Origin of the sequence: Amycolatopsis heterodermiae, assembly GCF_034929455.1 — a bacterium.
GTDB classification, from domain to species: domain Bacteria; phylum Actinomycetota; class Actinomycetes; order Mycobacteriales; family Pseudonocardiaceae; genus Amycolatopsis; species Amycolatopsis heterodermiae.
In genome coordinates this window covers 12,926-35,830 of the sequence record NZ_JAYFSI010000017.1, presented here as the reverse complement: position 1 = coordinate 35,830, position 22,905 = coordinate 12,926, and the positions used below count along the sequence as shown (strand labels likewise).

Annotated in this window: 22 protein-coding genes; 11 read left to right on the top strand and 11 right to left on the bottom strand. The window is 72.3% G+C overall.

Annotation, left to right across the window (positions count from 1 at the left end):
- Window positions 1-64: 64 nt before the first annotated feature.
- The 3 genes from VA596_RS44885 to VA596_RS44875 all read right to left on the bottom strand — a co-directional run bounded on the left by VA596_RS44885 (window position 65) and on the right by VA596_RS44875 (window position 4,238).
- On the bottom strand, window positions 65-1,072 hold the full coding sequence (locus tag VA596_RS44885) for a right-handed parallel beta-helix repeat-containing protein (protein WP_323336170.1): 1,008 nt from the start codon (window positions 1,070-1,072) through the stop codon (window positions 65-67).
- 21 nt (window positions 1,073-1,093) lie between these two features.
- Entirely contained in the window at window positions 1,094-3,025 is a 1,932-nt protein-coding gene (locus tag VA596_RS44880) for a hypothetical protein (RefSeq protein ID WP_323336168.1), read from the bottom strand.
- Window positions 3,026-3,356: 331 nt separating this feature from the next.
- Window positions 3,357-4,238 carry a hypothetical protein gene (locus tag VA596_RS44875; RefSeq protein ID WP_323336166.1) on the bottom strand — a complete coding sequence of 294 codons (882 nt, stop codon included), beginning with the start codon at window positions 4,236-4,238 and terminating at the stop codon, window positions 3,357-3,359.
- Window positions 4,239-4,459: 221 nt separating this feature from the next.
- On the opposite strand from VA596_RS44875, the gene VA596_RS44870 reads away from it, so the two are divergent.
- From VA596_RS44870 to VA596_RS44855, 4 genes are read left to right on the top strand one after another with little or no spacing between them, the layout of a single operon-like run.
- On the top strand, window positions 4,460-6,841 hold the full coding sequence (locus tag VA596_RS44870; RefSeq protein ID WP_323336164.1) for a HAMP domain-containing protein: 2,382 nt from the start codon (window positions 4,460-4,462) through the stop codon (window positions 6,839-6,841).
- A 1-nt stretch (window position 6,842) separates the two neighbouring features.
- A complete protein-coding gene (gene pgsB, locus VA596_RS44865) occupies window positions 6,843-8,036 on the top strand; it encodes a poly-gamma-glutamate synthase PgsB (protein WP_323336163.1) in 1,194 nt (397 codons plus the stop codon).
- Complete coding sequence (locus tag VA596_RS44860) at window positions 8,033-8,515, top strand: poly-gamma-glutamate biosynthesis protein PgsC/CapC (RefSeq protein ID WP_323336161.1); 483 nt, start codon at window positions 8,033-8,035, stop codon at window positions 8,513-8,515. The genes pgsB and VA596_RS44860 overlap by 4 nt, the downstream gene beginning before the upstream one ends.
- 4 nt (window positions 8,516-8,519) lie before the next feature.
- Complete coding sequence (locus tag VA596_RS44855) at window positions 8,520-9,476, top strand: NlpC/P60 family protein (RefSeq protein WP_323336159.1); 957 nt, start codon at window positions 8,520-8,522, stop codon at window positions 9,474-9,476.
- A 12-nt stretch (window positions 9,477-9,488) separates the two neighbouring features.
- On the opposite strand, the gene VA596_RS44850 is transcribed toward VA596_RS44855, so the two are convergent.
- On the bottom strand, window positions 9,489-9,749 hold the full coding sequence (locus VA596_RS44850; protein WP_323336157.1) for a hypothetical protein: 261 nt from the start codon (window positions 9,747-9,749) through the stop codon (window positions 9,489-9,491).
- 187 nt (window positions 9,750-9,936) lie between these two features.
- Between VA596_RS44850 and VA596_RS44845 the strand changes: the two genes are divergently transcribed.
- From VA596_RS44845 to VA596_RS44825, 5 genes are all read left to right on the top strand, one after another.
- Window positions 9,937-10,362, top strand: coding sequence for a helix-turn-helix domain-containing protein (locus VA596_RS44845; RefSeq protein WP_323336155.1), 426 nt, complete (start codon window positions 9,937-9,939; stop codon window positions 10,360-10,362).
- The gene (locus VA596_RS44840) at window positions 10,359-10,865 is read left to right on the top strand and encodes a hypothetical protein (RefSeq protein ID WP_323336153.1); all 507 of its coding nucleotides are present in this window, start codon (window positions 10,359-10,361) and stop codon (window positions 10,863-10,865) included. Before VA596_RS44845 ends, VA596_RS44840 begins: the two co-directional genes overlap by 4 nt.
- Window positions 10,858-11,919 carry an MAB_1171c family putative transporter gene (locus VA596_RS44835; protein WP_323336151.1) on the top strand — a complete coding sequence of 354 codons (1,062 nt, stop codon included), beginning with the start codon at window positions 10,858-10,860 and terminating at the stop codon, window positions 11,917-11,919. Before VA596_RS44840 ends, VA596_RS44835 begins: the two co-directional genes overlap by 8 nt.
- Window positions 11,916-12,536, top strand: coding sequence for a GNAT family N-acetyltransferase (locus VA596_RS44830; RefSeq protein WP_323336150.1), 621 nt, complete (start codon window positions 11,916-11,918; stop codon window positions 12,534-12,536). Before VA596_RS44835 ends, VA596_RS44830 begins: the two co-directional genes overlap by 4 nt.
- 75 nt (window positions 12,537-12,611) lie before the next feature.
- On the top strand, window positions 12,612-13,025 hold the full coding sequence (locus VA596_RS44825) for a hypothetical protein (protein ID WP_323336148.1): 414 nt from the start codon (window positions 12,612-12,614) through the stop codon (window positions 13,023-13,025).
- A 28-nt stretch (window positions 13,026-13,053) separates the two neighbouring features.
- Here VA596_RS44825 and VA596_RS44820 read toward each other — a convergent pair whose 3' ends face one another.
- From VA596_RS44820 to VA596_RS44810, 3 genes are all read right to left on the bottom strand, one after another.
- On the bottom strand, window positions 13,054-14,250 hold the full coding sequence (locus VA596_RS44820) for a GNAT family N-acetyltransferase (RefSeq protein ID WP_323336147.1): 1,197 nt from the start codon (window positions 14,248-14,250) through the stop codon (window positions 13,054-13,056).
- A 101-nt stretch (window positions 14,251-14,351) separates the two neighbouring features.
- Complete coding sequence (locus tag VA596_RS44815; protein ID WP_323336145.1) at window positions 14,352-14,969, bottom strand: hypothetical protein; 618 nt, start codon at window positions 14,967-14,969, stop codon at window positions 14,352-14,354.
- 25 nt (window positions 14,970-14,994) lie between these two features.
- Entirely contained in the window at window positions 14,995-15,462 is a 468-nt protein-coding gene (locus VA596_RS44810; RefSeq protein ID WP_323336143.1) for a hypothetical protein, read from the bottom strand.
- Between the two features lie 295 nt (window positions 15,463-15,757).
- On the opposite strand from VA596_RS44810, the gene VA596_RS44805 reads away from it, so the two are divergent.
- Both VA596_RS44805 and VA596_RS44800 read left to right on the top strand, forming a co-directional pair.
- A complete protein-coding gene (locus VA596_RS44805) occupies window positions 15,758-17,968 on the top strand; it encodes an aminotransferase class III-fold pyridoxal phosphate-dependent enzyme (protein WP_323336141.1) in 2,211 nt (736 codons plus the stop codon).
- Between the two features lie 48 nt (window positions 17,969-18,016).
- On the top strand, window positions 18,017-18,571 hold the full coding sequence (locus tag VA596_RS44800; RefSeq protein WP_323336139.1) for a TetR/AcrR family transcriptional regulator: 555 nt from the start codon (window positions 18,017-18,019) through the stop codon (window positions 18,569-18,571).
- 6 nt (window positions 18,572-18,577) lie between these two features.
- Here VA596_RS44800 and VA596_RS44795 read toward each other — a convergent pair whose 3' ends face one another.
- The 4 genes from VA596_RS44795 to VA596_RS44780 all read right to left on the bottom strand — a co-directional run bounded on the left by VA596_RS44795 (window position 18,578) and on the right by VA596_RS44780 (window position 22,897).
- Window positions 18,578-20,842, bottom strand: coding sequence for an FtsX-like permease family protein (locus VA596_RS44795; RefSeq protein WP_323336138.1), 2,265 nt, complete (start codon window positions 20,840-20,842; stop codon window positions 18,578-18,580).
- Window positions 20,839-21,519, bottom strand: coding sequence for an ABC transporter ATP-binding protein (locus tag VA596_RS44790; protein ID WP_323336136.1), 681 nt, complete (start codon window positions 21,517-21,519; stop codon window positions 20,839-20,841). Before VA596_RS44790 ends, VA596_RS44795 begins: the two co-directional genes overlap by 4 nt.
- Window positions 21,516-22,037, bottom strand: a complete 522-nt coding sequence (locus VA596_RS44785) for a PadR family transcriptional regulator (protein WP_323336134.1) — start codon at window positions 22,035-22,037, stop codon at window positions 21,516-21,518. The genes VA596_RS44790 and VA596_RS44785 overlap by 4 nt, the downstream gene beginning before the upstream one ends.
- Window positions 22,038-22,126: 89 nt before the next feature.
- The gene (locus tag VA596_RS44780) at window positions 22,127-22,897 is read right to left on the bottom strand and encodes an MHYT domain-containing protein (RefSeq protein ID WP_323336132.1); all 771 of its coding nucleotides are present in this window, start codon (window positions 22,895-22,897) and stop codon (window positions 22,127-22,129) included.
- Window positions 22,898-22,905: the final 8 nt, after the last annotated feature.

Here is a 22,905-nt window from a genome sequence, read left to right as displayed (position 1 = left end):
TTGAATGTATGAATGACGTGGGGAGCATGTCAAGGACAGCGACGGCCCGGCCGGGCCGAACCGGTCAGGTCCCCGGCGTCACCGGGGTCTTCGACACCCCCTTGCCGCCGGTCGAGGTGTTCGACGCGCCGATCACGTTCGGCTTCTTCTGGGAGACGCAGTCGCTCTGGTTGGTCGAGTTGATGCCCCAGCCCGACTTGTTCGTCACCACGAACGTGTTCTTGGTGAAGGTGTTGCCGCAGCCGGTCTGCTCCCACACGTTGTGCGTCTGGATGCCGTCGAGGTACCCGTTGCTCACCTTGTTGCCGGTGATCGTGTAGTTGTCGCCCTTGACGTCGATGGTGGAGTCGGCCGAGTTCTCGTTCTTCTCCCCCGTGCCGTCCAGGGTGTTGCCGGAGATCAGGCCGTCGTGGGTGCCCTCCTTGATGTCGATGCCCTCGGCCGCCACGCCCGGCCCGATCTTGTTGTTCAGCACCTGGATGTAGTTGCCCGCGTCGGGGCTCGAGCCGCCGCCGGTGCCGTAGCACTCCCAGTTGCTGTTCGCCGAGCCGAGGTAGACGCCTTCGCCGTACCCGGGCTGCTCCTTGCCGGTGTTGTAGACGGTCGAGTTCTTGATCACGCCGTAGGCGCTGCTCTTGCGGAAGTGCACGGCCTCGGCGCCGATGTCGTGCACGGTCACGCCGTCGAGCGTGACGTGCGTGGCACCGTCCAGGACGATGCCCTTCTTCGAGTTGGTGACCGAGATTCCCTTGATGTTCCAGTAACTCGCGCCCTGCAGCCAGAGGCCGTAGCCGGTCTGCCCGGACGGGCAGTCGGTGTCGCCGGGGTTGAACAGCGGGTCGTGCAGCACGGCCTTCGCGCTGCCGGTCAGGGTGATCGGCGACGACGCCGTGCCCGGCTTGGTCGCCACGAAAGCACCGCTGTAGTCGCCGTCGGCCAGCGAGATCGTGTCACCCGGCTTGGCCGCCGACAGCGCGGCGGACAGCTGGGTCGCGGTGGAAACATTGATGGTCGTCGCCGCCGGGTGCACGAGCTGCCCGATCAGGCTCAACGCGGTCAGTGTCTTGATCATGGATGAGTCCTTTCCGGACGGTCAGCTCGCCGGGACGTTCTTGAGGAACAACGACTTCGCGGTACTGGTCTTCGAGTCGTCGACGCCGTGGCCGCCGCTGTAGTCCTTCTGCTCGTTGTGGGCCCAGTCCACGATCGGCTTGCCCCCCACGTCCAGGTGGTGGAAGGCGGAGCCGTCCCAGCCGAACTGGTAGATCTTGGTGTGGTCGGGGTAGTACGGCGTGTAGGCCGCGCCGGCGGTGACCTGCTTGGTCATCGTGTTGTTGAAGAACACGTTGCGGGGACCAGAAGATCCGGACCACTTGACCGCCTTCTGCCCGGTCGACCAGTAGATGGGGAACCACGTCGAGTCGTCCGGCGCGTCGCCGCCCTCGTCACCGCAGTGCGCGGTGCAGCTGCCCGAGCGGTGGGCGTAGGAGACCTTGTTGGTGTTGAGCTCGAACAGGTTGTTGCGCTCGTAACCGCCGTGGATGTTGAAGTCCGAGTCGATGTCGTTGCCGATCACGACGTTGCCCGAGGCCGACCACTGGAAGGTGAAGTGCCGCAGGTCGCGGGTGGTGTTGCCGGCGTAGAGCGAGTCCCAGACGCGGGAGCCGCGGAAGTAGCCGTTGCCGCCCTTGCCCTTGTTCCACGAGCCGTCCAGCTCGTTGTTCACGATCTGCAGGTTCTTGGCCTCCTCGGTGACGATCGGGTGCGAGCCGGTCATCATCGAGTGGATGCCGGTGACCCAGGAGTTCGCGGCCCACTTGAACACGATGCCCTGCATGGCCAGCGAGGGCGCCAGGTTGCCGTAGTTGTCCTTCGCTTGCGCCTCGGTGACGCCGGCCGGGGCCGACTGCGTGAAGGAGAAGTTCTCGAAGCCGACCCCGACGATCGGGTCCACGATCGGCGAGGCCTTGGACGCGTAGGCGCTGCCGTCGATGGCCGCCGAACCGTCCGAAGTGGAGTCGACCGGGACGTCGTACTCGAGCGGCTTGTCGATGGAGACGGTGTGGTTCTTGGTGTCGATCGCGGTGATGGTGAACCACTGCTGGCGCATGTGGAGGTTCTGCAGCGGCCAGGTCGTCGGGTAGGCGTTCATCGACTTGTAGAAGTTGATCGAGTTCGCGGCCCGGATGTTGATGAACCCGCCGACCTTCATGTTCGTGGTCTTGGCGCTGGTGGCCAGGTAGACGGTCTTGTCGCCGGTGCGCGCCGCGAAGCCCTTGTCACCGGGCTTTTCGCGCAGCTTGGCGCCGGCCTTCCAGTGCACGTTGATCGTGCCCTCGAAGATGTCCTTCCGGTTGGCCGGGGCGGACTTGTACTCGCTGGCGTAGCTGGGATCCACGCCGCGCGACTGCACGCGGAACAGGCCACGGCCCGGCCACAGCCAGCCGCCGGAGCCGTCCTCGTAGTTCATCTCGTGCTGGTCCCACTGGTCGCCGTCCGGCGTCACGACGTCGTACTCGGTGTTCTTGTCCGGCGTGTAGACGAACTTCGTCTGGTCGGTGCCGGCACCGCGCAGGATCAGGTAGTTCGCGTCGACGTGGATCTCGTGGGTGACGTTCAGCGTCCCGGCCGGGAACGTGATCAGGCTCAGCTTGGTGTAGCTGCCCGACGGTGAACAGGACGCGTGGATCTTGTCGATGGCCGCCTGGATGCCGGTGGTGTCGTCGACACCGTCGTCCGGCTTGACCTTGTACGTGCTCGCGAGCTGGGCCGGGGTGATCTGGCAGCTCGCGCTCGGGTTGACGGCACTGGCGCCGGGCAGGTTCTGGCCGCCGCGGAAGCCGGCCTTGCTCCAGTCGTACAGCCCGGCTACCGGGGCGGCCCGGTTGCCGGCCGACGTGTCCAGCGTGGTGAGCGCGCCGGGCCCGGGCGGGACGGCCGTGGCCGGGGACGGGGACATCGCGACGAGGCCGGCCGCGACGAACGCGGCCGCGGCGACGCCGGCGACATTTTTCTTTCGTGACAAGGTGAACCCTCCGGATGAGTGGGTGGCGGAGAAGGCGGCGGGGGCACCGGGACGACCCGGCTCAGCCCGGCTGAGGGCGCGCCGGAACCCGTCGGGGACTTCCGGAGCGAAGGGTGGGACTCAGGCGGCAGCGCGGGTTCCGGCGTCCGGAACGGGCTGTCTCGCCTCGGGCGATGGGACACCACGGGCGCTGGTGGCCGGGATCATCGCGTGTCTGGACAAGGCTCCTCCGTAGCTGACTGGTTCGCACCAGGACTGCATGAAGGCGGCGTTGCCAACGAACGGTACATGCTCGATTGCCGTTAGTAAAGATACCTTCTTAACAAAGTCCTCAAGGACGGCCGACCTGGGCGTCCACCAGGGCCTGCACGGCCCGGGCGCGGGACGCGTCGGCGTCTCGCAGCGTGCGGTTCATTTCGACGTGCAGGAAGGCGGTACCGGCGGTTTCGGCCAGCCGGCCCTGGACGTTCGTCTCCCCCTCCAGGCCGGCGCACACCTGCAGCCACGCCCGGCAGACCGCGAACCCGGCCTTCCCGAAATCGTCACCGAGCCGGACGGCCGCGCCACCGGCCCGGCCGGACCCGGGCGACAGCACGATGTCGTACCCCGGCGCCGATGCGTCGTCGAAGCCGTGCAGCTGCACCTGCGCCAGGCCGCGGCCGACCAGGCCCGCGGCCACGACCTGGAACACCGAACCGGCCTCGTGGGCGACGTCGGCCCGGTCGCCATCGGCCCGGCGGTGCGCGCCGGCGATCATCAGCACCGCGCCCGGCGTGCGACGCCAGAGGTCCAGCCCGAACAGCTCCGTCCGCAGGTCGAACGCGGGATGCGGCACCTCGACGGCGAGCGAGGGCGGCGCCGAGCGGTCGAGAAGGAACATCCCCCACGCGCGGGCGGTGCCCGGCTCGTTCCGCACGAGCGTGTACGGCCGGCGCGTCACCGGGTCGACGAGGTCCTCGACCGTGAACCCCAGCTTCGCGAGGTCTTTCGTGGCAAGGGAATCCAGGTCCGCGAAGCCGCGGGCCGCGGTGGCGCGCTCGGAAGCGTCCGGCGGCCGGTAGGGCTGGCTCGCGGACAGTGCGCCCGTGAAGGCCGCAATTTCGGCGCGCAGCGTGTCGGGCGTCCCGGTCTTCGGAACCGGGCGACAGACCAGGACCAGCACCGGCACGACCAGCAGGGCGAGGGCGGACAACACCGCCTGCTTGCAGCTCACCGCACCGGAGGGTACACGGATTCGTTGTGCTGCTTACCTTTCCCGGTGGTCACACCCCGAATGGCGGCTCCGGCGGTGTTGGGTCTTGACAGCTCGGCGGGTGCGGATCATCCTGGTCCAGTTCGGAAAGAAACTTTCCTAATAAAGAGCCTGGTGGTTGCCGCCGCTGCCGGGCCCACTCCCCCCGTCGACCGCCGCCTTGGTCCGCTCTAGGAGCGTGCATGCGCACTCGCAGTGCGAAGCCGTTTTCGTCTCTGGTGCCCGGCGCGCGGCCGGCCGATCGGCTCCGGGAACGGCTGCCCGAGGCCGGTTTCCCGCGCGGCGTGGGTGTCGCGTCGGCCGCCGGGCTCGTGGCCGCGTTCCTCGTCGCCTGCTTCTGCGCGCTGGGCTTCGGCACGCTTCCGGTGTTCGACGGCGGGGCACCCAGCGTGCCGCCGGGTGCCGTCGCGGCACAGCGCCGTGACGCCGAGACGCTCGCCAAGGCCGTCGCCACGTCGGCCACCGCGACCGCGCACGACCTCCGGCTCGCGGCCGGTGCCCCGGCGTTCGACGACCCGGACGACAACCACTTGCTGAACGCGCTGGGCGCCGTCTACCCGTCGTGGCGCGGAGTCGCGCTGATCGACGGCGCTTCCCGCGCGCTGCGGGCCGCGCACGGCGAGCCGGTCGCGCTGGACTCGCTGTCCGGGGTCGACCTCGGCCGCCTCACGGTCCGCCCGGCCGCCCGCCCCGGCGACGTGCCCCTGGTGCTGAGCGCGGTCCCCCTGGACGGGGCCCGCACCGGGCAGGTGCTGGTGGTGTCGACCGCCCTGCGCCTGGCGACGCCGTCCCCGCCCCGTCACCTCCGGCTGGTCACAACCGGCGGCACGGTCCTGGGCAGCACGGGCGCGGACGTCCCCGCCGAGGTACGCCCACTGCTGGACACGGCCGGTCGCACACCGGGTTCCGGAGTCCTGACGGGCGCGGTGTCCCCGGGCCCGAACCCGACGGCCCCGGTGGTCGCGTACGCCCCGGTGAGCACCGGAGCGACGGCGGGCGGCCTCGGCCTCGCGGTGGTCACGCTGACGTGGCTCCCGGCCGACCCGCCCCCGTCGCCATGGCCGCCTGTCATTGCGGCGGCAGCACTGCTGACCCTCGCGGCAGGCGGCACACTCCTGCTGCGCCGAGGCTTGGTCGCACCGATCCGGCGGCTGCGGACTGATGCCCTCGCGGTCGCATCCGGGGACCACGTGGCGCGGGTACGCCAGTCCCGCCTCGCCGAGGTACGACGAACCGCGGCGGCTTTGGAAAGCTGCCACCGCCAGCTGCACGGCAACGCAGGCGCGGCCACTTCGGCAGGCCTGCCCGCACGGCTCCCGACCAACCTCGGCACAGCACCTGCCGACCACGATGCGCCGGCCGAGGTTTCGGCGCATGTCACCACCCGCCGAAGCGTGCTCGCGCAGCTCCCAGCCGACCCCGGCAGCACTCCCCCACCAACCCACCAAAACACGCGAGTCCCTGCCGCGGCAGCCAAAAACCTCCGCCGAGGCGTGCCCGCGCGGCTCTTCGGCAACGCACCTTCGCCAACCCACCGAACCACGCAAGCCCCCGACCCGGCACCCAAAACCCTCCGCCGAGGCATACCCGCGCGGCTTCTCGTCGGGCTGGTGACCGTCGCCCTCCTGGGCTGGTCCGCCGCGATCTTCTGCACCCTCGGCCAGCAAAGCGCCGACGTGCCCGCCGCGCTCGTCGCCGAACAGGGACTCCGCCTGGACCGCTCCGCCGACGCCCTTCGCTCCAGCCTCACCGGCAGCCTCGCCGAGCTGCGGGCGGCGGCACGGCTGTCGAACGAAGCGCAGCCGATGGTCGACCGCCTGTCCGCCGATCCGGCCTTCCGCAGCGTGTACGTCGTAGACACCGCCGGAACAGTGCAGCAGCGCGCCGGCCGGGAACCGTTGCGGGACGGGCCACCGCCCCCGGGGGACGGGCTGCGGCAGCACAACACCAGCGGCCGGGTGCCCGTCGTGTACGCCTACGCCGGGCTCGCTGACCAACACACGCTCGTCGGGGAACTAGACGTCACCCGGCTCGCCGCGCCGCTTCAGGCCGCCGGGTCGCGGGTGCGCGTGGTCGACGACGGCGACCGCACCATCGCCGACACCCGGGGCTACCTCGCCTTCGACCGGCTCGGTGACCCCGCCCTGCTCGCCGCGACCGCCGCAGCAAGAACAGGCCAGGCGCCCGGCCCCACACAGGTCACCGCCCGGCTCTTCGCGCGCACCGGCACCGCCGCCTCGCTGGACTGGGTCGTCGTGGCGGAGCAGCCGGCCGGCGGGGACGGTTCCGGGCGCGAAGGGGCCCGGGCCGCCGCCCTGGTCACCGCGGTGCTCGCGCTCCTGCTGTTCGGCTGGCACGAGCTGGTCGTCGTGCGGCCGCTGCGCCGGGTCGCCGCGGCCGCGGAACTGGTCGCCGCGGGCGGGGCGGCCGAGCCCGGGTATCCGCAGCGGCAGGACGAGATAGGCACGGTCGCGTCCTGTGTGGAGCTTTGCCGTCTGAAGCTCCACAAAGGACAAGTGGTCGAAGAAACTCCGGAGCCGGTGCTCGCCGGGAGCAGGTCCTGACGTGGTCTTCCTCTACTGCGTGCTGCTGCTGGGCTCGGGCGCCCTGCTGGCCGGCGGGATCGTCGAGCAGCGCCACCACTACGCCCGGCTGCACGCCATCCGCCACCGCGTCCTGGTCAACGGGATCCGCGGCAAGAGCTCGATCACCCGCCTGTGCGCCGGCGCGCTGCGCAGCGGCGGCGTGGTGACGGTGGCGAAGACCACCGGAACCGCGGCCCGGTTCATCCACCCCGACGGCAGCGAGGAACCGGTGTACCGCAAGTTCGGCATCGCCAACGTCGTCGAGCAGATCGGCATCGTCCGCCGCGCGGCCGCGTACCGGCCCGGCGCGCTGGTGATCGAGTGCATGGCCGTGCTGCCGGAACTGCAGGAGATCAACCAGCGCAAGCTGATCCGCTCGACCATCGGCGTGCTGTGCAACGTCCGCGAGGACCACCTGGCCGAGATGGGGCCGACGCTCGACGACGTCGCGCGGTCGCTGTGCCGGTCCATGCCGGCCGGTGGGGTGTGCGTGACGGCCGAGCGCGACCGGCTCGCGATCCTGCGCGAAGAAGCCGGAAAACGGGACTGCGAACTGGTCGTGGCCGACCCGGATTCGGTGTCCGACAACGAAATGAGCGGGTTCGGCTGGATCACGTTCAAGGAGAACGTCGCGATCGCGCTGGCCGTCGCCGAGCTGGCCGGGGTGCCGCGCCGGGCCGCGCTCGAAGGGATGTGGGCGGCCCCGCCCGACCCCGGGGTGCTGCGCGTGCACCACTACCTCGCCGGGCGGAGCCGCCTGCGGTTCGCGAACGTCTTCGCCGCCAACGACCCGGAGTCGACCCTGATGAACATCGGCCGGCTGCGCGGGCAGGGCGCCATCGGCGACCCGCTGCACGTCGTGATCAACTGCCGCCCGGACCGCGTCGAGCGCAACGGCCAGATGGGCGCGCTCGTGCCGGAGATCGCGCCCGAGCGCGTGGTGCTCATCGGCGAGCCCACCCGCAGCGCGCGGGTGGCGATCCCGGCCGCCTGGCACGACCGGGTCGTCGACCTCGGCGGCCACCGGCCGGGCCGGGACCTGGTGCGGGACCTGCTTTCCGGCACCGGCGGCGACTGGTCGCTGGTCGCGATCGGCAACATCCACGGCCAGGGCGAGCTGCTGATCGACGAGCTGGCGAAGCTGCCGGCCGTGCCCGCGGAGGCCCGCGCATGAGCACCGCCGAGCTGGCGCCGGAGATCGCGACCGTCGGCCTGGCCATCGGCCTGCTGCTGTCGCTGGTCTGCTACCTGGCCACGAACCTGTCCCCCGGCGGCATGATCACCCCCGGCTGGCTGGCGCTGACGCTGGTGGAGGACTACCGCCGCGCCGCGGTCATCGTGCTGATGACCGCGCTCACCTACGCCGGCACGAAAGCGTTGCAGCGCCTGGTGATCCTCTACGGCAAGCGGCTGTTCGCGGCGGTGGTGCTGCTCGGCGTGGTGCTGCAGGTGTCGCTGGTGGTCTTCGTGCAGGCCGACTACCCGCTGCTGTTCGTCCACCAGACCCTCGGGTTCGTGGTGCCCGGGCTGATCGCCTACCAGCTCGTGCGCCAGCGGCCCGGCCCGACGCTGCTGGCGACCGGCGGGGTGAGCCTGGTCAGTTACGCCGTGCTCGCCAGCGGTGTCCTCATCGGGCTCGTCCCGGCGGTGTGACGCGGTGAACCGAACGGCAGTCCGGAGTCTTCTGCTGGCCGTGGTGATCGCGGTGTCGGGTGTGGTCTCCGTGCACTACGCGAACCAGGAGCGCGACGAAGCGGCGATCGCCGCGGTGGCGGCGTCGACGGGGGCGACCGCGGACCGGGGCGGCTACCGCTTCGCGCGGCTCGCCGACCCGCCCCGCACGGTGGTCACCGCCGCCTCCGGCGCGGTGGTGGCGACGCTGACCGACGGCTCCCGCACCGTCGTGCTGGCCGGGCCCGCGCGCACCTTCCGCGACGCGAAGGCGGCGGTGACGAGCACCGCGTGGGTCCGGCTCGCGCCCCGGCCGTGGTCGGCGGGGGCCGAGCGGGCGGACTGGTTCGGCCCGTGGCTGGCCGGCGCCGCGGGCAGCACCGCCCCGGACGTGCTCGCGATCGCGCTGCAGTACACCGCGGGCGCCCCCGCCGTCCGGGACGGCACCGGCCTGCGGATCGCCGGCGACGCCGCGTTCGGCGAAGGCGCCGACTTCGACCGCTACCTGGGGATCGCCTGGCGCTTCCCCGACGGCGTCCGCCACAAGGCCGATCCCGGCCGGGGCGGCTCGCTCGACAGCGCCGGTTTCGTGCGGCTGGTCTACGGCTACCGTGCGGGCTATCCGTTGCTGGGCAAGGACATCGCGGGCGCCGGGCTCCCCCGCGGTGCGGCGGCGATGGCGACGCTCGGGCCCGGCACGCCGATCGTGACCGGCACCGGCCTCGCCCGCCTCCAGCCGGGCGACCTGCTGTTCTTCGGCCCGCCGGACCGGCCCGGCGCACCGGTGTCCCAGGTCGGCCTCTTCCTGGGCCTCGACGGCGACGGCCACCGCCGCGTGCTGGCCAGCCGCAAGAGAGCGGACGGGCCGGCGTTCGGCGGCGCGTCGTGCCTCGACGGAACGGGCCGGTACGCGCAGGGTTTCCGGGCAGCGAAACGGCTTTGAGCCCGCTTGCTCTCACAGCCCGGGTCCGGGCAGCGTGTAGTGGACGGTCGGGAACACCCGGGACGACCCGACCGGGACGGCGACCCTCACGCCGTCGGCGCGCACCTTGAAGACGACCTTCGTGACGATCAGGCCCGTCGGCCGTTCGCTGCGGACGACCCGGCCCGCTCCGCCGGTGGCCGGCTCGGCGGGCGCGGTCACCGTCGTGGCCATCGTGAGCGTGATCCCGGCGGCCGCCGCCCCGGCACGCAGAGCTCTGCACGTGAACGCCATCAGCGTTCCCCTCTTCGCTGGTTCCCACCGCGAAACAGCCGGTTCCCCCCTGGAACCCGCAGGATTCACCATAGTTGATGAGCCCTACGGACAACGTAAACAGAGAAAAATCGAACTGTCAACTGGCGTTGAGCGCCGTCCCGTTGTTGGCTTCACGCCAGTTAACGGGCTGGGTATAGTTCCGGGCATGGCTGAGCACACCCTCGCCGCGAAGCTGGACCACCTGTTCGGCGTGGTCCGCCCGGCCGGGGGCGACGAATACTCGTTCGAGCAGGTCGCGGACGCGATCCGGGCCCGGGGCGGCCCGACCATCTCGGCGACCTACCTGTGGCAGCTGCGCAAGGGCCTGCGGGACAATCCCACCAAACGGCACCTGGAGGCCCTGGCGGGATTCTTCGGCGTGCCGGCCGCCTATTTCTTCGACGAGAGCGAAGCCGAGCGCATCGACGCCGAGCTCACGCTGCTCAGCGCGCTGCGGGAGGCGCCGGTCCGGCAGATCGCGCTGCGGGCCCGCGGGCTGTCGCCGAAGAGCCTCGAAACGATCAGCGACATGGTCGACCGGGTCCGCGAGCTCGAAGGCCTGCCCGAGCCGCCGGCCGACACGGACCGATGACCCGGTCCGGCCGGCGACGGGTCCGGCGCCGCTGCGACGCGGTGCTGCGCCAGCTTTCGCTGCCCACGCCGTTCGACGTGCGCGCGCTCTGCGACGGGCTCGCCGCCCGGCGCGGCCGCCCGATCCGGCTGCTGCCGCTACCCGGGCTGACCGACGTGTGCGGGCTCTGGATCGCCACCGACACCACCGACTTCATCGCCTACGAGCAGCACACGACGCCGCCGCACCAGGACCACATAGTGCTGCACGAGATCGGCCACATGCTGTGCGAGCACTACCCGGTCTCGGTGACCCCGGCCGAGCAGGCCCGGCTGCTGCTGCCCAGCCTGGACCCGGCCATGGTGCGCCGCGTGCTGGGCCGGACCGGCTACACGAGCGTCGAGGAGCAGGAGGCGGAGATCTTCGCCTCCCTGGTCGGCGGGCGCGCGGAGTTCGCGCGCCCGCGCGACCCGCTCACCGACCGGCTCCGCTCGGCCCTCGACGACGGCGGCGCCCATGGCTGAGCTCGTCCGCCGCTACGGCCCCGCCCTGCTGGCGTGGGTCGTGGTCCTCTGCCTGCGCCCCGGTCCCGCTCCCGGCCGGCGGCTGGTGCGGCTGTGCGTGCTCGGTCTGGCGGTTTCCCAGACCGCGCTGACCCCCGGTTTCGAAGCCCTCGTGCGCACGGTCGGCTTCGACGACCTCGAGCAGCTGATCGGTCACCTCGGCATGCTCGTCGCCGTCTGGGCCGGCGCCGAGACCATGCTGCGGCTGCACGGCTTCGACGTTCAGGCCCGCTGGCAGACCGCGTGGTCCGTCCTCTCGGGCGTGGCGCTGTGCGTGGTGTTCTTCGCCGCTCCGGACCAGAGCCCGCAGTCGCCGTGGGTGCTGGAATACAGCGTCGTCTACGCGCTCGCCGTGCTGCCCGGGTACCTGATCGTCGCCGGGGTGTGCCTGCGGGTTGCGCGGGCGACATCGGACCGCGTGCTGCGCACCGGCCTCGGGCTGGTCGTCGCCGGTGCCGCGGTCGCGGCGCTCTACATGGTCTCGCGGACCGTCGTCGCCTTCGACCTCTCGGACCGCACGTCCGTCACGTTCGCCTTCGGCGACGATTTCCTGCTGGCCAAGGCCCTCCCGACGGGCGCGCACGTCCTGGTCCTGACCGGCGTCGCCCTGCCCGCGTTCGCCAGCTGGCTGCGCCGGCGGCGCCAGTACCGCCGGCTCGCGCCGCTGTGGCTCGCGCTCTACCGGGCCGAGCCCGCGATCGCGCTGGAACCGCCCGGGCTCTTCGGCTCGCTGTTCCCGTCCCGGCTGCGCGGCTACCGCCAGGTCATCGAGATCCGGGACGGCCTGCTCGCGCTGCGCCCCCACCGCCCCGCCGCCCCGCCGGGGCTGGACGGCCCGGAGGCCGAGGCTGCCACCATCGCGGCGGCCCTGCACGCCCGCGCCGCCGGCTCGCCACCCCTGTCCGACCCCGCGCCGCTGCCCGGCGGCCACGACCTCGCCAGCGACGTCGAGTTCCTCTGCCTGCTCGCGGACGCCTTCCGGCAACACCGGACCATCTCGGCGGCAGTGTCATGACGGCGGCGCACCACATCCGGCCCTACCACCCGGACGACCGGGCCGCCCTATTCGACGTGTGCGTCCGAACCGGACTCGAAGGCGGTGACGCGCGCGGCGTGCACCCCGACGACGACCTCCTGCCGGTCATCTTCCTGGCGCCCTACTTGGAGCTGGAGCCCGATCTCGCGTTCGTCCTGGACCGCGGCGACGGCACCGCCGTCGGGTACCTCGTCGGCACGGCGGACACCCCGGCGTTCGCGGCCCGCCTGCGCCACGACTACCTGCCGGGCGTCGCCGAACGCTTCCCGGCGCCCTCCGGCCCGCCGTCCACACCGACCGACGAGCTGCTCGGGGTCCTGCACACCCCGGAGGACATGGTGCGCCCGGAGCTGGACGGCTACCCCGCCCACCTGCACATCGACATCCTGCCCGGGCACCAGCGCGGCGGGCACGGCCGCGCGCTGATCACCGCGTACCTGGCGGCGCTGGCCGAGCGGGCGGTGCCGGGCGTGCACCTGGTGATGGTCACGGCCAACCGGCCGGCGCGGGCGTTCTACGACCGGCTCGGCTTCCACGACCTCGGCATCGAACACCCGTCCGTCACCTACCTCGGCCGCGCCGTCGGCGGCGCCTGACGTCCTCGATCGGGGGCGGCTCCACCGGCTACAGTGACGATCAGCGTGCACGTCCTGGGGAGGAAGCGAGCGGCCATGCCGGTCATCTGTCCCACCCGGGCGATGGAACGCTGGACCGTCCGGATCGACGGAGCCGAAGCCGTCTTCAGCTGCGCGCCGCTCGTCGAGGACCACACCGCCGCCCGCGCGCTGCCGCGGGTGTGGGCCGGACGCGGCCTGGGCGTCGCGGACGTCGACCTGCCCGGCCTGATCGCCGCGCTCGGCGAGGTGATGAAGACCCCGGCGTACTGGCACGGCCGCACGCCGGGCACCGGCGCGGCTTGGTCCGAGCCGCGGCGGGATCCCGAAGACGGCTTCGTCTACCTGAGCGGGCCGTGCGGCGACGACACCGGCGGCGCCGGCTACCGGCCCGTCTACAGCTTCGCCATCGGCGTCGCCACCCTGCGCGACCTGCGGATCCGGCTGACCGCCTACCACCACGGGACTTGACGCCCTCGTCCACTGTGGACGAAGCGGGTCAGAACCAGTGCAGGCAGTGCGGGGTGCGCTCGCCGCGGAAGAGGGCGTCGGCGAGGGCGGCCGCGCCCGGGCGGTGGGCCCGGACGTGCCCGGCCCGCACGAGCACGCTCGGGGTGGTGCCGCCGAGGTAGACCGACCCCAGGTCGCTCACGTCCAGGGAGAGGTCGGGCTCACGGTCCGTCAGGACGCAGTCGGCTTGGCCGTCCCGGACAGTCAGCAGGTAGCGGCCGTGCTCGCCGAGCGCCGGGTCGTCGACGTCGAGGACCAGCTCGCCGTCGGTGAACCAGCCGCGCGCGGTCAGCGCCCGCGGAACGTCCAGCAGCCGCACCCAGAGCCAGTCGGTGTCGTCGCTCACCTCGCCGGCGCGGAAGTCCGCGAGCTGCCAGCGCAGCGGGTGCCCGGGCGGGACCTGCTTGAAGACGACCTTGGTCACCAGGTCGTGCCCGAGCACGAACCGGGCCAGTGCCGTGAAGGCGGCGTCGCCGGTGGTGATGGTCTCGTCGACGGTCAGGGTGCCGTCGGTGACCGAATAGCTGGCGTACCCGTCCGGAACGCCGCCGGCGTCGCGGTGGAGGGCGACGAACCGCGGCGCCGGTGAGATCGGCGGATGGCCCGCGCCTGCGGCCCACCAGCGGTGCGGCCGGGACAGCGCGCCGGGCTGGGCGCGGCGGTAGCGGTCGTAGACCTCTTCCAGCAGCTCGACGCACCCGTCGCGCCGCAGCAGCTCGACCGAGCCGCTCACGTCTTCGCGCGCCCGGAAGGCGGCTCGGTGGCGGGGCACCGTCAGCCGGGAGGTGTAGGTCGCCGGGCCGTACCCGAACCGGCGGTAGATCAGGGCCTCGGAGGCGAGCAGCACGGAGAGGAACTCGCCGCGGGCCCGCAGGTCGGCGAGCTGGCGGCGCATCATCGCGGTGAGCACGCCCTGACGCCGGTGCGAGGGCAGGACACCGACGCTGGTGACCCCCGAAACCGGGAGAATCCTCCCGCCGGGCAGGGTGAGCTCGAAGGAGTACGCCCCGGTGGTGCCGACGGGCCGCCCGTCCGCCGTCACGGCGAGCAGGTTGCGCTCCATCTCGTACGCCGACCACCAGGACCCGGTGCTGTCGGCCGGAGCGTCCCGGAACCGCGCGAACGCGGCGTGGAGGGTGTCGAGGTAGACCTCGAGGTCCTCGTCGGTGGTGGCACGGATCTCCATGCCGGTCACCCTGCAGCGTCTCGCGGCGGCCGGGCAACCGAATTGTCGAGGGGGATTCCGGCCGTCCGGGATCCCCCCCTCGACATTCCGGCAGGCCGGTCTCAGCCGCAGTGTTCGGCGCGTTCCTGGTCGCTCATCGCCGCGGTGTGCTGCGTGATGTCGCCGGCCGAGCCGGGCAGCGGGCCGTCGGCGTCGAAGTCCTGGTACCAGATGTAGTGGTCGTAGAACTTGTCACCGAAATGCATTTCGTAGGTCCCGTGCACCTTCTGCATCTTCGGCGCGCGCTCCACCCAGCCTTTCTCCCCCGGCCGGACGTCGACATTGGTCGCCTGACCTTCGGTGTGCGAGGACTCCCAGGTGTGCTGGTACGACGTTTCGATGGACACCTTGAAAACTTCCGAAAAGCCGTACTCGGCCGAAAGGGAAACGCCGAAACTGTTCGACTCACCGGTGGTGTCCGACCAGTTCACCGTGCTGCGCTGCAGGTCCTGCGTGCAGTTGTAGGCGGTCTCGCCGACCTGGTGGCCGGCCCCGGTGTGCTCCTCCGGCGCACCGGCCGGGTGGAACACGCACGAATCCGTGCCGTTGTTGCACTTGTCGAGCAGTTCCCGCGGGGTCGGCTGGCCGTCGGCCCAGGCTCCGGGAGCGGTGACGAAGAGTCCGGCAGCGGTCACGAGGCCGATCCCCGCGGCCGTCCACGCCGTGCGCTTGCTGGTCATGGTCGTTCTCCTTCGCGTCGGGGAATCAGCTGAAGCCGATGGACTGGGTGCGGTTGTCCATGTAGGACCCGATGTTGCCGTTGTTCTCCTTGAAGGGGCCGTCCCGGTCACCGCCGAGGTTCGGCTCGGGGTAGAGCCAGATCCAGCAGTCACCCCACGGCTGCACGGACGTGATCTTGTTCTTCCAGTCGTCGCCGAGGTCGAACTGCCAGTTCACCCAGCCGTCCTTTTTGCACAGTTCCGGCCCGGTGATCGTCAACGAGCTGCCCGTGTAGTCCGGGCCGTCGAAGAACGTGCCCTGCACGACATCCCCGTTTGACTGCGTGGCGACCTCGGAGCGCTGCGTGCCGCGTGAGGCGTACGAGAGCACCTGCTGGTAGTCGGCGAAGCAGTGCTGCGCACCGGTTTCCGAGTCGAGCACACAATGCCGCTCGGCCTGCGCATTCGCCGGTACCGCGCCCACCAATGCCGCCGTCGCCACAGCCGCGGTCATCGCACCGATTCTCGTCCATTTGTTCGTCATGACGATTCCTCTCGTCGAATTCCGGACCGTGAAACGCCCGGAATGGCCGGGTTATCCGTGAATTCGACGTTACGTCAGGCCGATCGGGGCCGCCGACGCACTGCCCGTCGTTACCGCCCGGTTTGCCCGTTCGACTCCGAAGTGCACTGTCCTGACCAGACTCTTGCCGTTGACCAGATCCTCGATGTGGTCTACCCCGGCCACGACCGGCCGTTCACCATGGAAGGCGGGCCGGTACCCGCTGTCCCGGAAAGGACGTCTCCGCATGAGCCTCTTCACGGAACCGGCACCGGCTTTCGGTTCCGAAAGCCTGCGTGCCGCGCTCGGCGACCAGTGGCGGCTGACCGACCCGGTGCTGAAGCCCCTGGACAGCGAACGCGACCGGAACGTGCTCGTCGACGGCCGGTTCGTCCTCAAGATCTCCAACCCGGCCGAGCGCGCCGACGTCGTCGACATGGAGGTCCGCGCGCTGGAGCACGTGCACACCGCGGACCCCGGGCTGCCCGTGCCCGAGTCCGTCGCCACGCGGACGGGCGAGGTGGTCGCGCACCTGACGGACGACACCGGACGCGGGTGCCTGGCCCGGCTGATCACGCTGCTGCCCGGCGCCCCGCTCGAAGGCAAGCCCCTGGACGACGGGCTCGCGGCCGAGGTCGGCGCGGTCGCAGCGCGGGTTTCCCTGGCGCTGCAGGGGTTCTTCCACCCCGCGGCCGGCCGCACCCTGCTGTGGGACGTCCGGCATTTGGCCGCCGTGGTGGCCGGGTCGGGCATCGGGCACTTCGGCGAGCTGGTCGCGCGGGTGGCCCCGGCGCTGGCCGCGACGGCCACCCTGCCGTCCGGGGTGCAGCACGCCGACGTCACGCTCACCAACGTGCTGGCCGAGGCGGGCGCGATCACCGGGGTGATCGACTTCGGCGACATGCACCACACGGCCGCCGTCACCGACCTGGCCGCCACCCTCACGTCGGTGGTGCGCCGGTCCGACGACCTTTGGCGCGGCACGGAAGCCGTGCTGCGCGGCTACCAGCGGCACCGTGCGCTGAGCCCGGACGAGGTGGGCGTGCTCGGCGAGCTAGTCATCGCCCGGCTGCTCACCACGCTGGCGGTGTCGGCGACCCGGCGGGACGCGCACCGCGACAACGAGCGCTACATCACGCAGTACGACGACACCAGCGAGCGCGTACTGGCGCAGCTGAGCGCCTTCAGCCCGCACGAGCTGGGCGACCGGCTGGCGCGCCTGGCCGGGACCCGCGACCTCGCCACGGCCGTCCCGGAACGCGAGCTGCCCGCCCGCCGGGCCGCGGCGATGGGCGGCGGCCTGTCGCCGCTGTTCTACCGCCGCCCGCTCGAGCTGGTCCGCGGGGAGGGCACCTGGCTCTACGCCCGCGACGGCCGCCGGTACCTGGACGCGTACAACAACGTCGCCGTCGTCGGGCACGCGCACCCCGCCGTCACGCGGGCGGCCGGGCGGCAGCTGGGCGAGCTGAACACCCACTCGCGGTACCTGCACGGCGGCATCGTCTCGCTGGCCGAGCGGATCCTCGCGACCATGCCACCGGAGCTGGACACGTGCCTGTTCACCACGTCCGGCACCGAGGCGAACGAACTGGCGTGGCGGCTGGCGACCGAGTACACCGGCGGCGACGCGGCGATCATCGCCGAGCACGCCTACCACGGCTCGTCGAAGTGGATGGCGGACCTCAGCTCGAACGAATGGCCGCCCGGCCACCGGCCACCGCACGTCGGGACGTTCGCCGCGCCACGGGATTCCGTAACCACGCCGACCTTTTCGGCCGAAGGCCTGCGCCCGGCGCTGGTCCTCGCCGACTCGCAGTTCACGTCGGAAGGCATCCTCGACGTCCCCGCCGGCTTCCTCGCCGGGCTGGTCGAGAGCGCCCACGCGGCCGGCGCGCTGTACCTGGCGGACGAGGTCCAGTCGGGTTACGGCCGCAGCGGCCCGCAGCTGTGGCGGTTCGGGCTCGCCGGGATCACGCCGGACCTGGTGACGCTGGGCAAGCCGATGGGCGCGGGCTACCCGATCGGCGCCGTCGTCACCCGGCGCGAGATCGCCGACGTCCTGGCCGGCCGCTACGAGTACTTCTCCACCTTCGCCGCGACCCCGGCCGCCGCGGCCGCGGGCCACGCCGTCCTCGACGTCCTGGAGCTGACCGGCCTGCCCACCCGCGCCGTCGAGGTCGGTGCGCACCTCCGCCGGGGCCTGCGCGCCCTGGACTCCCCGGTGCTCGGCGAGGTCCGCGGCACCGGCCTGCTCGCGGGCATCGACGTCCTCCCCGCCGGAGACGTCCCGTCCCGCGAGGTCGCCCGCTCGCTGCTGGAAGCCCTGGTCGAGCGGGGTGTGCTCGCCGGCCTGACCGGCCCGGGCGGCGACGTGCTGAAGGTCCGCCCGCCGCTGGTCTGGGAGACGGGCCACGCCGACGAGTTCGTCGCACGGCTGGGCGAGGTCGTCCGGGCCTGACCTCCGCGCGCCCGCCGGGCCGAGGGCGCGCGACGCTACGATGACGGCGTGGCGGCGGTACGGGCGGCGCAGGCCGAGAAGACCAGGCAAGCGGTGCTGGACACGGCGCGGAAGCTGTTCCTGGAACACGGGTTCGACGCCACCTCCCTGCAGCAGATCGCCGACACGATGGGTGTCACCAAGGCGAACGTCTACTACTACTTCCGCACCAAGATCGCCATCCTCGAGGCGCTCCTCGAACCCACCGTCGCCGCGCTGGCCGCCGGGCTCGACGCGCTCGAGCGGATCAGTGGCCGCGAAGAGCGCCTCGAGTTCTACGTGACCCACTGGGTCGACCAGGTCGTCACGGCGTACCGCACCCTCGCGCCGATGAGCCAGGCCGACCCGATCGTGCGGCGGCACCCCGGCATCAGCCGGACCCTCGACGAGCTCGCCGAGCGCGCCCTGCACCTGCTGTTCGGCCCCGACCCGACCACCGACGAGATCGCCGCCTACTCCCTGATCAGCGACCTGGGCGTGGTCACGCGCCGCCTCGACGCGCTGCCCGACGACGAGCTCCGCGCCGTGCTCACCCGCCTCTGCCTGCGGGTCGTGCGGAGCTGAGCACGCTCATTCCTCCCTCAGATTTTCCAGGCTCGTCGACCGCCACAGCGCCGGCAGCGTCACCGCGGTGACCCCCAGCACCGCGATCGCCGCCGTGGCCGCCAGGACCAGGATCGTCGAGACGTCGACCACCATCGTGCGGTGCACCACCAGCGTCAGCAGCAGCCAGTCGAGGCCCAGCCCGGCGGCCACCGCGACGACCACCGCCACCGCGACCGGGATGACCATCTGCCACAGCAGCGACCGGGCGAGCACCCCGCGGCCGACGCCGTTGGCCATCAGGGCGGCGAGGCTGCGGCGCCGCTCGCGCAGCTGCTCCCACGCCGCGATCATCAGGCTGCCCGCTGCGAGCAGCAGCACCAGGATCGACCCGACCGACAGCACGTGGGCGATCAGCGCGAAGGTGCCGTCGCGTTCCGTGCCGAGCGAGTAGACGATCCCGTTCCAGCCCAGCTGCCCGACGGCGTTGCGGACCTGCTCCACCAGGTCCAGGTCGGCCGCCGGGATCGTCGCGGTGGAGATCAGCCCGACCGCCGTCGCCGTCGACAGCGCGGCCGGCGTCACGAGCAGGCCCGCCGGATGTCCCGGCACCGTGCGGAAGCGGTCCACCGGGATCGTCCACTGTGGTGGGACGTCCGGGTCGGCGCGGCGGGCGCCGAGGAACCAGAGCCGGTCACCGGGGGCGGGGTGGTGGGCGTCCGGCGCGGGGGTCCCGACGGCGAACACGTCGCCGTCGCGGCAGTCGCCCGGCGCACCCTTGGCCCGCAGCTCGGCGCAGCTGCCGAACTCGAGCGTGGTCTCCGCGCCGGCCGCGTCCACCAGCCGCCCGCCCGTCCTCACCGGCACGTCACGCGCTCCGGGCAGGTCGTGCAGGGTGGCGGTGAACGCCCGGACCTCGGTGAGGTTCGACGCGAAGTTGCTCGCCAGCACCCTGGCGTCCGCCGCGCCGGTCTGGTCGCTCTCGGCCCGGGCGTAAACCCCCTGCAGGGCAATCGATCCGGCCAGCACCACGGCGATCCCGCTCACCAGCCGCGCCGCGGACGCGCCGTCGAGCTGCAGCCGCCGGACGGCGAGCAGCCAGGCCGGCGAGCCGCCGCGCAACCGGCCGGCGACCCGCTCGACCAGCCACGGCAGCACGAGCGGCACGGCCATCAGGATCAGCGCCATCCCGGTGATCACCGCCGTGTCCCCGGCGTCGGCCGTCGCCGTCTCCCACCGCGCCGCCAGGAGCACCCCGCCGACGACGGCGGGCAGGAGGCGCCACCACAGCGTCCGCCGGACCGGGGTACCGCGCCGCACCACGCCGAGCGGCTCGATGACGACCCGCCGCAGCGCGACCACGGCCGCGGCGCACGCCAGCACCGGCAGCAGCGCCACGGCCGGGACGCCGAGCCGCCAGTCGGGCACGACGTCACCGCCGAAGATGCCGCCGCGGAAGGCGGACACGGTGATCGTCGGGACGAGCGCCCGGACGAGCAGGAACAGCGCCAGGCCCACCACGAGCCCGGCGAACGCGCCGAGCAGCGCCTCCCCGGCGGCGATCCGGCCCACCTGACCGCGGTCGGCGCCGACGAGGCGCAGGGCGGCGAGACGCCGGTCCCGCGACGCTGCGGCGAGCCGGGTGCTCGCGACCACGAAGACGAAGACGGGGACCAGGCAGGTCGTCGCCCCGAGCACGACCAGCAGCAGTTCCAGCGTCGTCAGGCCTCGGCCGGCGGGCTCGCCGCCGAATTGGCTCACCGCGGCGGCGTTCGGCTGCGCGGCCGCGGTGGTCGACCCGACGTAGAAGTAGAGCTCGTTCGGGCCGGTCAGGCCGGCGTCACCGATGGTGCCGATCACCCACTGCGGGAACCGCGGGCGCAGCTGCTCGCCCTCCGGCGACGCGAGGAGGTCGGCGAGCGCCGGTGACAGCACCGCTTCGCCCGCCTTCGGCAGCCGCTCGACCCCCGGCAGCGCGGGAGCGGCCGGCCCGGTCTGCTGCACGAGGTAACCCTGCAGGCCGCGGCCCCGGAACTCGTCCGTCCGCTCGACGACGTAGACCGGGTCGATCCCGGCGACCGGCGGGCCGTTCTCGATCGCCGTCCGCGCGGCGGCCCGGCCGTCCCGGGCGCCGAGCAGGTGCGGCACCGACGCCGCGGTCAGCAGGACGGCCACGCCCATGCCGACCCCGGCCGCGGTGAGGGCCAGCCGCACCAGGGCCGTGCGGGCGCCGCCACCGCCGAGCGCGAGGCGCATCCCCAGCGCCAGGTCGCCGAACCAGCGCCGGATCACCGGGTCACCTCGAACTGCCGGGTGCGGCCGTCGCGGACGACGACCTCACGGTCGGAGTAGGCGGCAACGCGGGCTTCGTGCGTCACGAGGACGATGGCGGCGTTGCGCTCACGGGCCGCCGACGTCAGCAGCTGCATGACCTGTTCCCCGTTGAGGGAGTCGAGGGCGCCGGTCGGTTCGTCGGCGAAGACGACCCGCGGACCGGTCACCAGTGCACGCGCCACGGCCACGCGCTGGCCCTGCCCGCCGGACACCTCCCCCGGCCGTCTCCCGGCGACGTCCAGCAGATCGAGTTCGTCGAGCAGCTGCCGCCCCCGCTGCGCGGCGACACGCCGGCGTTCGCCGTTGAGCCGCAGCGGCAGGGCGACGTTCTCCAGGCAGGTGAGCTCCGGGACGAGCTGGCCGAACTGGAAGACGAACCCGAAGTCCGTGCGGCGCAGGGCGGAGCGCGCGCGGTCGGACAGCCCGGCCAGGTCGGCGCCGTCGTAGCGGACGGTCCCGGCGTCCGGCCGGACGATCCCGGCCAGGCAGTGCAGGAGCGTCGACTTGCCGGACCCGGACGGCCCCATCAGCGCCACGACCTCGCCCGCCCGCACCCGCAGGCTCGCGGCCGCCAGCGCTTCGGTCGGGCCGTAGGCCTTCCGGAGGTCGGCGGCTTCGAGCAGGACGTCGTTCACGCGACCTCCTCCGCCAGCTGGCCGAGCCGGGCCGCGGTCAGTTCCAGCCAGCGGAGGTCGGCCTCCAGGTGGAACAGCGCGTGGTCGCAGATCAGCTGGTCGGCGAGGTCGCCGCCGGTCTTGCGGCGGGTCAGCTCGCGCATGGCGTCGAGGTGCGCCGAGCGCTGGACGTCGAGCACCTCGGAGGCGGGCCGGCCGGACAGCAGCGCGAGCACGACCTTGGTGTAGAGCGTGTTCTGCAGGTAAACCTCGGGCTTTTCCGGCGTGGCGAGCCAGCTGCCGACGTCGGCGACCCCGGCGTCGGTGATCGCGTACCGCTTCCGCTCGGGCCCGCCGTCGACCTCGACCCCGTCGGCCTCGACGAGCCCCTGCTTGAGCAGCCGGGCGAGGGTCGAATAGACCTGCCCGTAGTGGACCTGCCGGTCGTGCCCGAACCGGTCGTCGTAGGCACGTTTCAGGTCGTAGCCGTGCCGCGGGCCGCCTTCGAGGAGCCCGAGCAGAGTGAGTCCGATCGACATGCGAGCGACTATACACCGGGAGTATATCGCCGGTTTATACACCCCGTTCATAGCGATCTACACGGCCTCGCGGCAAGCACACCGACCACTCAGACGAGGGCTTTCTCCGCCGCCACCTCGGCCTTCGGAGCGGCCTCGACCGCCGGCGCCATCAGGACCGCCGTCAGCGGCACCGCCATCGCGATCGCCGCGAGGACGAACACCGGGAACAGGAACGAGAACACCTCCGTGCCCGACGGGTCCGGCGCGCCCATGTCCATCTGCATCCGGACCGCGGCCATGCCCGTGTAGTGCATGCCGGTGACGGCGATGGCCATCACGAACCCGGCGGCCACGCGCAGCACCAGGCGGTTCAGGACGATCGCGAACCAGAGCGCGGCCGTCGCGGCGACCACGGCGATGACCACCGACAGCACCACCAGCGGCGTGTCGTAGGTGAAGCCGCCCTTCACGCGCAGGGCCGACATGCCCGTGTAGTGCATGACGTTGACCGCGAGCCCGGTGATCAGCCCGCCGAGCAGCAGCCGCCAGCCGATCCGGGCCTGGCTGCCCGCCACCAGCAGCCCGACGAACACCGCGGCCACGGCCAGCAGCGCCGACAGCACCGTGCGGAAGACGTCGTAGCGCACCGGCATCCCCGGTGTGCTGAAGCCGAGCATGGCGACGAAGTGCATCAGCCAGATGCCGACGCCGCCGATCGACACCGACGCCAGGACCAGCCATCGGAGCCGGTGGCGCGGGTCGGCCGCGTGGCGGGCCTGCACGGCGCAGGCGAGGCCGAGCACGCAGCCGACCACCGAGGTCAGGTAGGCGAGCACGAGCAGCCAGCGTCCCAGCGCGAAGTTCTCCGCGTGGTCCATGGGTCAGT

Bases quoted from the DNA above. Each gene is read 5' to 3' on its own strand.
- VA596_RS44815 (WP_323336145.1), bottom strand. From the start codon at position 14,969: ATGACCAGCAAGCGCACGGCGTGGACGGCCGCGGGGATCGGCCTCGTG.
- VA596_RS44860 (WP_323336161.1), top strand. From the start codon at position 8,033: ATGAGCACCGCCGAGCTGGCGCCGGAGATCGCGACCGTCGGCCTGGCC.
- VA596_RS44850 (WP_323336157.1), bottom strand. From the start codon at position 9,749: ATGGCGTTCACGTGCAGAGCTCTGCGTGCCGGGGCGGCGGCCGCCGGG.
- VA596_RS44805 (WP_323336141.1), top strand. From the start codon at position 15,758: ATGAGCCTCTTCACGGAACCGGCACCGGCTTTCGGTTCCGAAAGCCTG.
- VA596_RS44825 (WP_323336148.1), top strand. From the start codon at position 12,612: ATGCCGGTCATCTGTCCCACCCGGGCGATGGAACGCTGGACCGTCCGG.
- VA596_RS44885 (WP_323336170.1), bottom strand. From the start codon at position 1,072: ATGATCAAGACACTGACCGCGTTGAGCCTGATCGGGCAGCTCGTGCAC.
- VA596_RS44785 (WP_323336134.1), bottom strand. From the start codon at position 22,037: ATGTCGATCGGACTCACTCTGCTCGGGCTCCTCGAAGGCGGCCCGCGG.
- VA596_RS44845 (WP_323336155.1), top strand. From the start codon at position 9,937: ATGGCTGAGCACACCCTCGCCGCGAAGCTGGACCACCTGTTCGGCGTG.
- VA596_RS44820 (WP_323336147.1), bottom strand. From the start codon at position 14,250: ATGGAGATCCGTGCCACCACCGACGAGGACCTCGAGGTCTACCTCGAC.
- VA596_RS44810 (WP_323336143.1), bottom strand. From the start codon at position 15,462: ATGACCGCGGCTGTGGCGACGGCGGCATTGGTGGGCGCGGTACCGGCG.
- VA596_RS44835 (WP_323336151.1), top strand. From the start codon at position 10,858: ATGGCTGAGCTCGTCCGCCGCTACGGCCCCGCCCTGCTGGCGTGGGTC.
- VA596_RS44840 (WP_323336153.1), top strand. From the start codon at position 10,359: ATGACCCGGTCCGGCCGGCGACGGGTCCGGCGCCGCTGCGACGCGGTG.
- VA596_RS44830 (WP_323336150.1), top strand. From the start codon at position 11,916: ATGACGGCGGCGCACCACATCCGGCCCTACCACCCGGACGACCGGGCC.
- VA596_RS44870 (WP_323336164.1), top strand. From the start codon at position 4,460: ATGCGCACTCGCAGTGCGAAGCCGTTTTCGTCTCTGGTGCCCGGCGCG.
- VA596_RS44780 (WP_323336132.1), bottom strand. From the start codon at position 22,897: ATGGACCACGCGGAGAACTTCGCGCTGGGACGCTGGCTGCTCGTGCTC.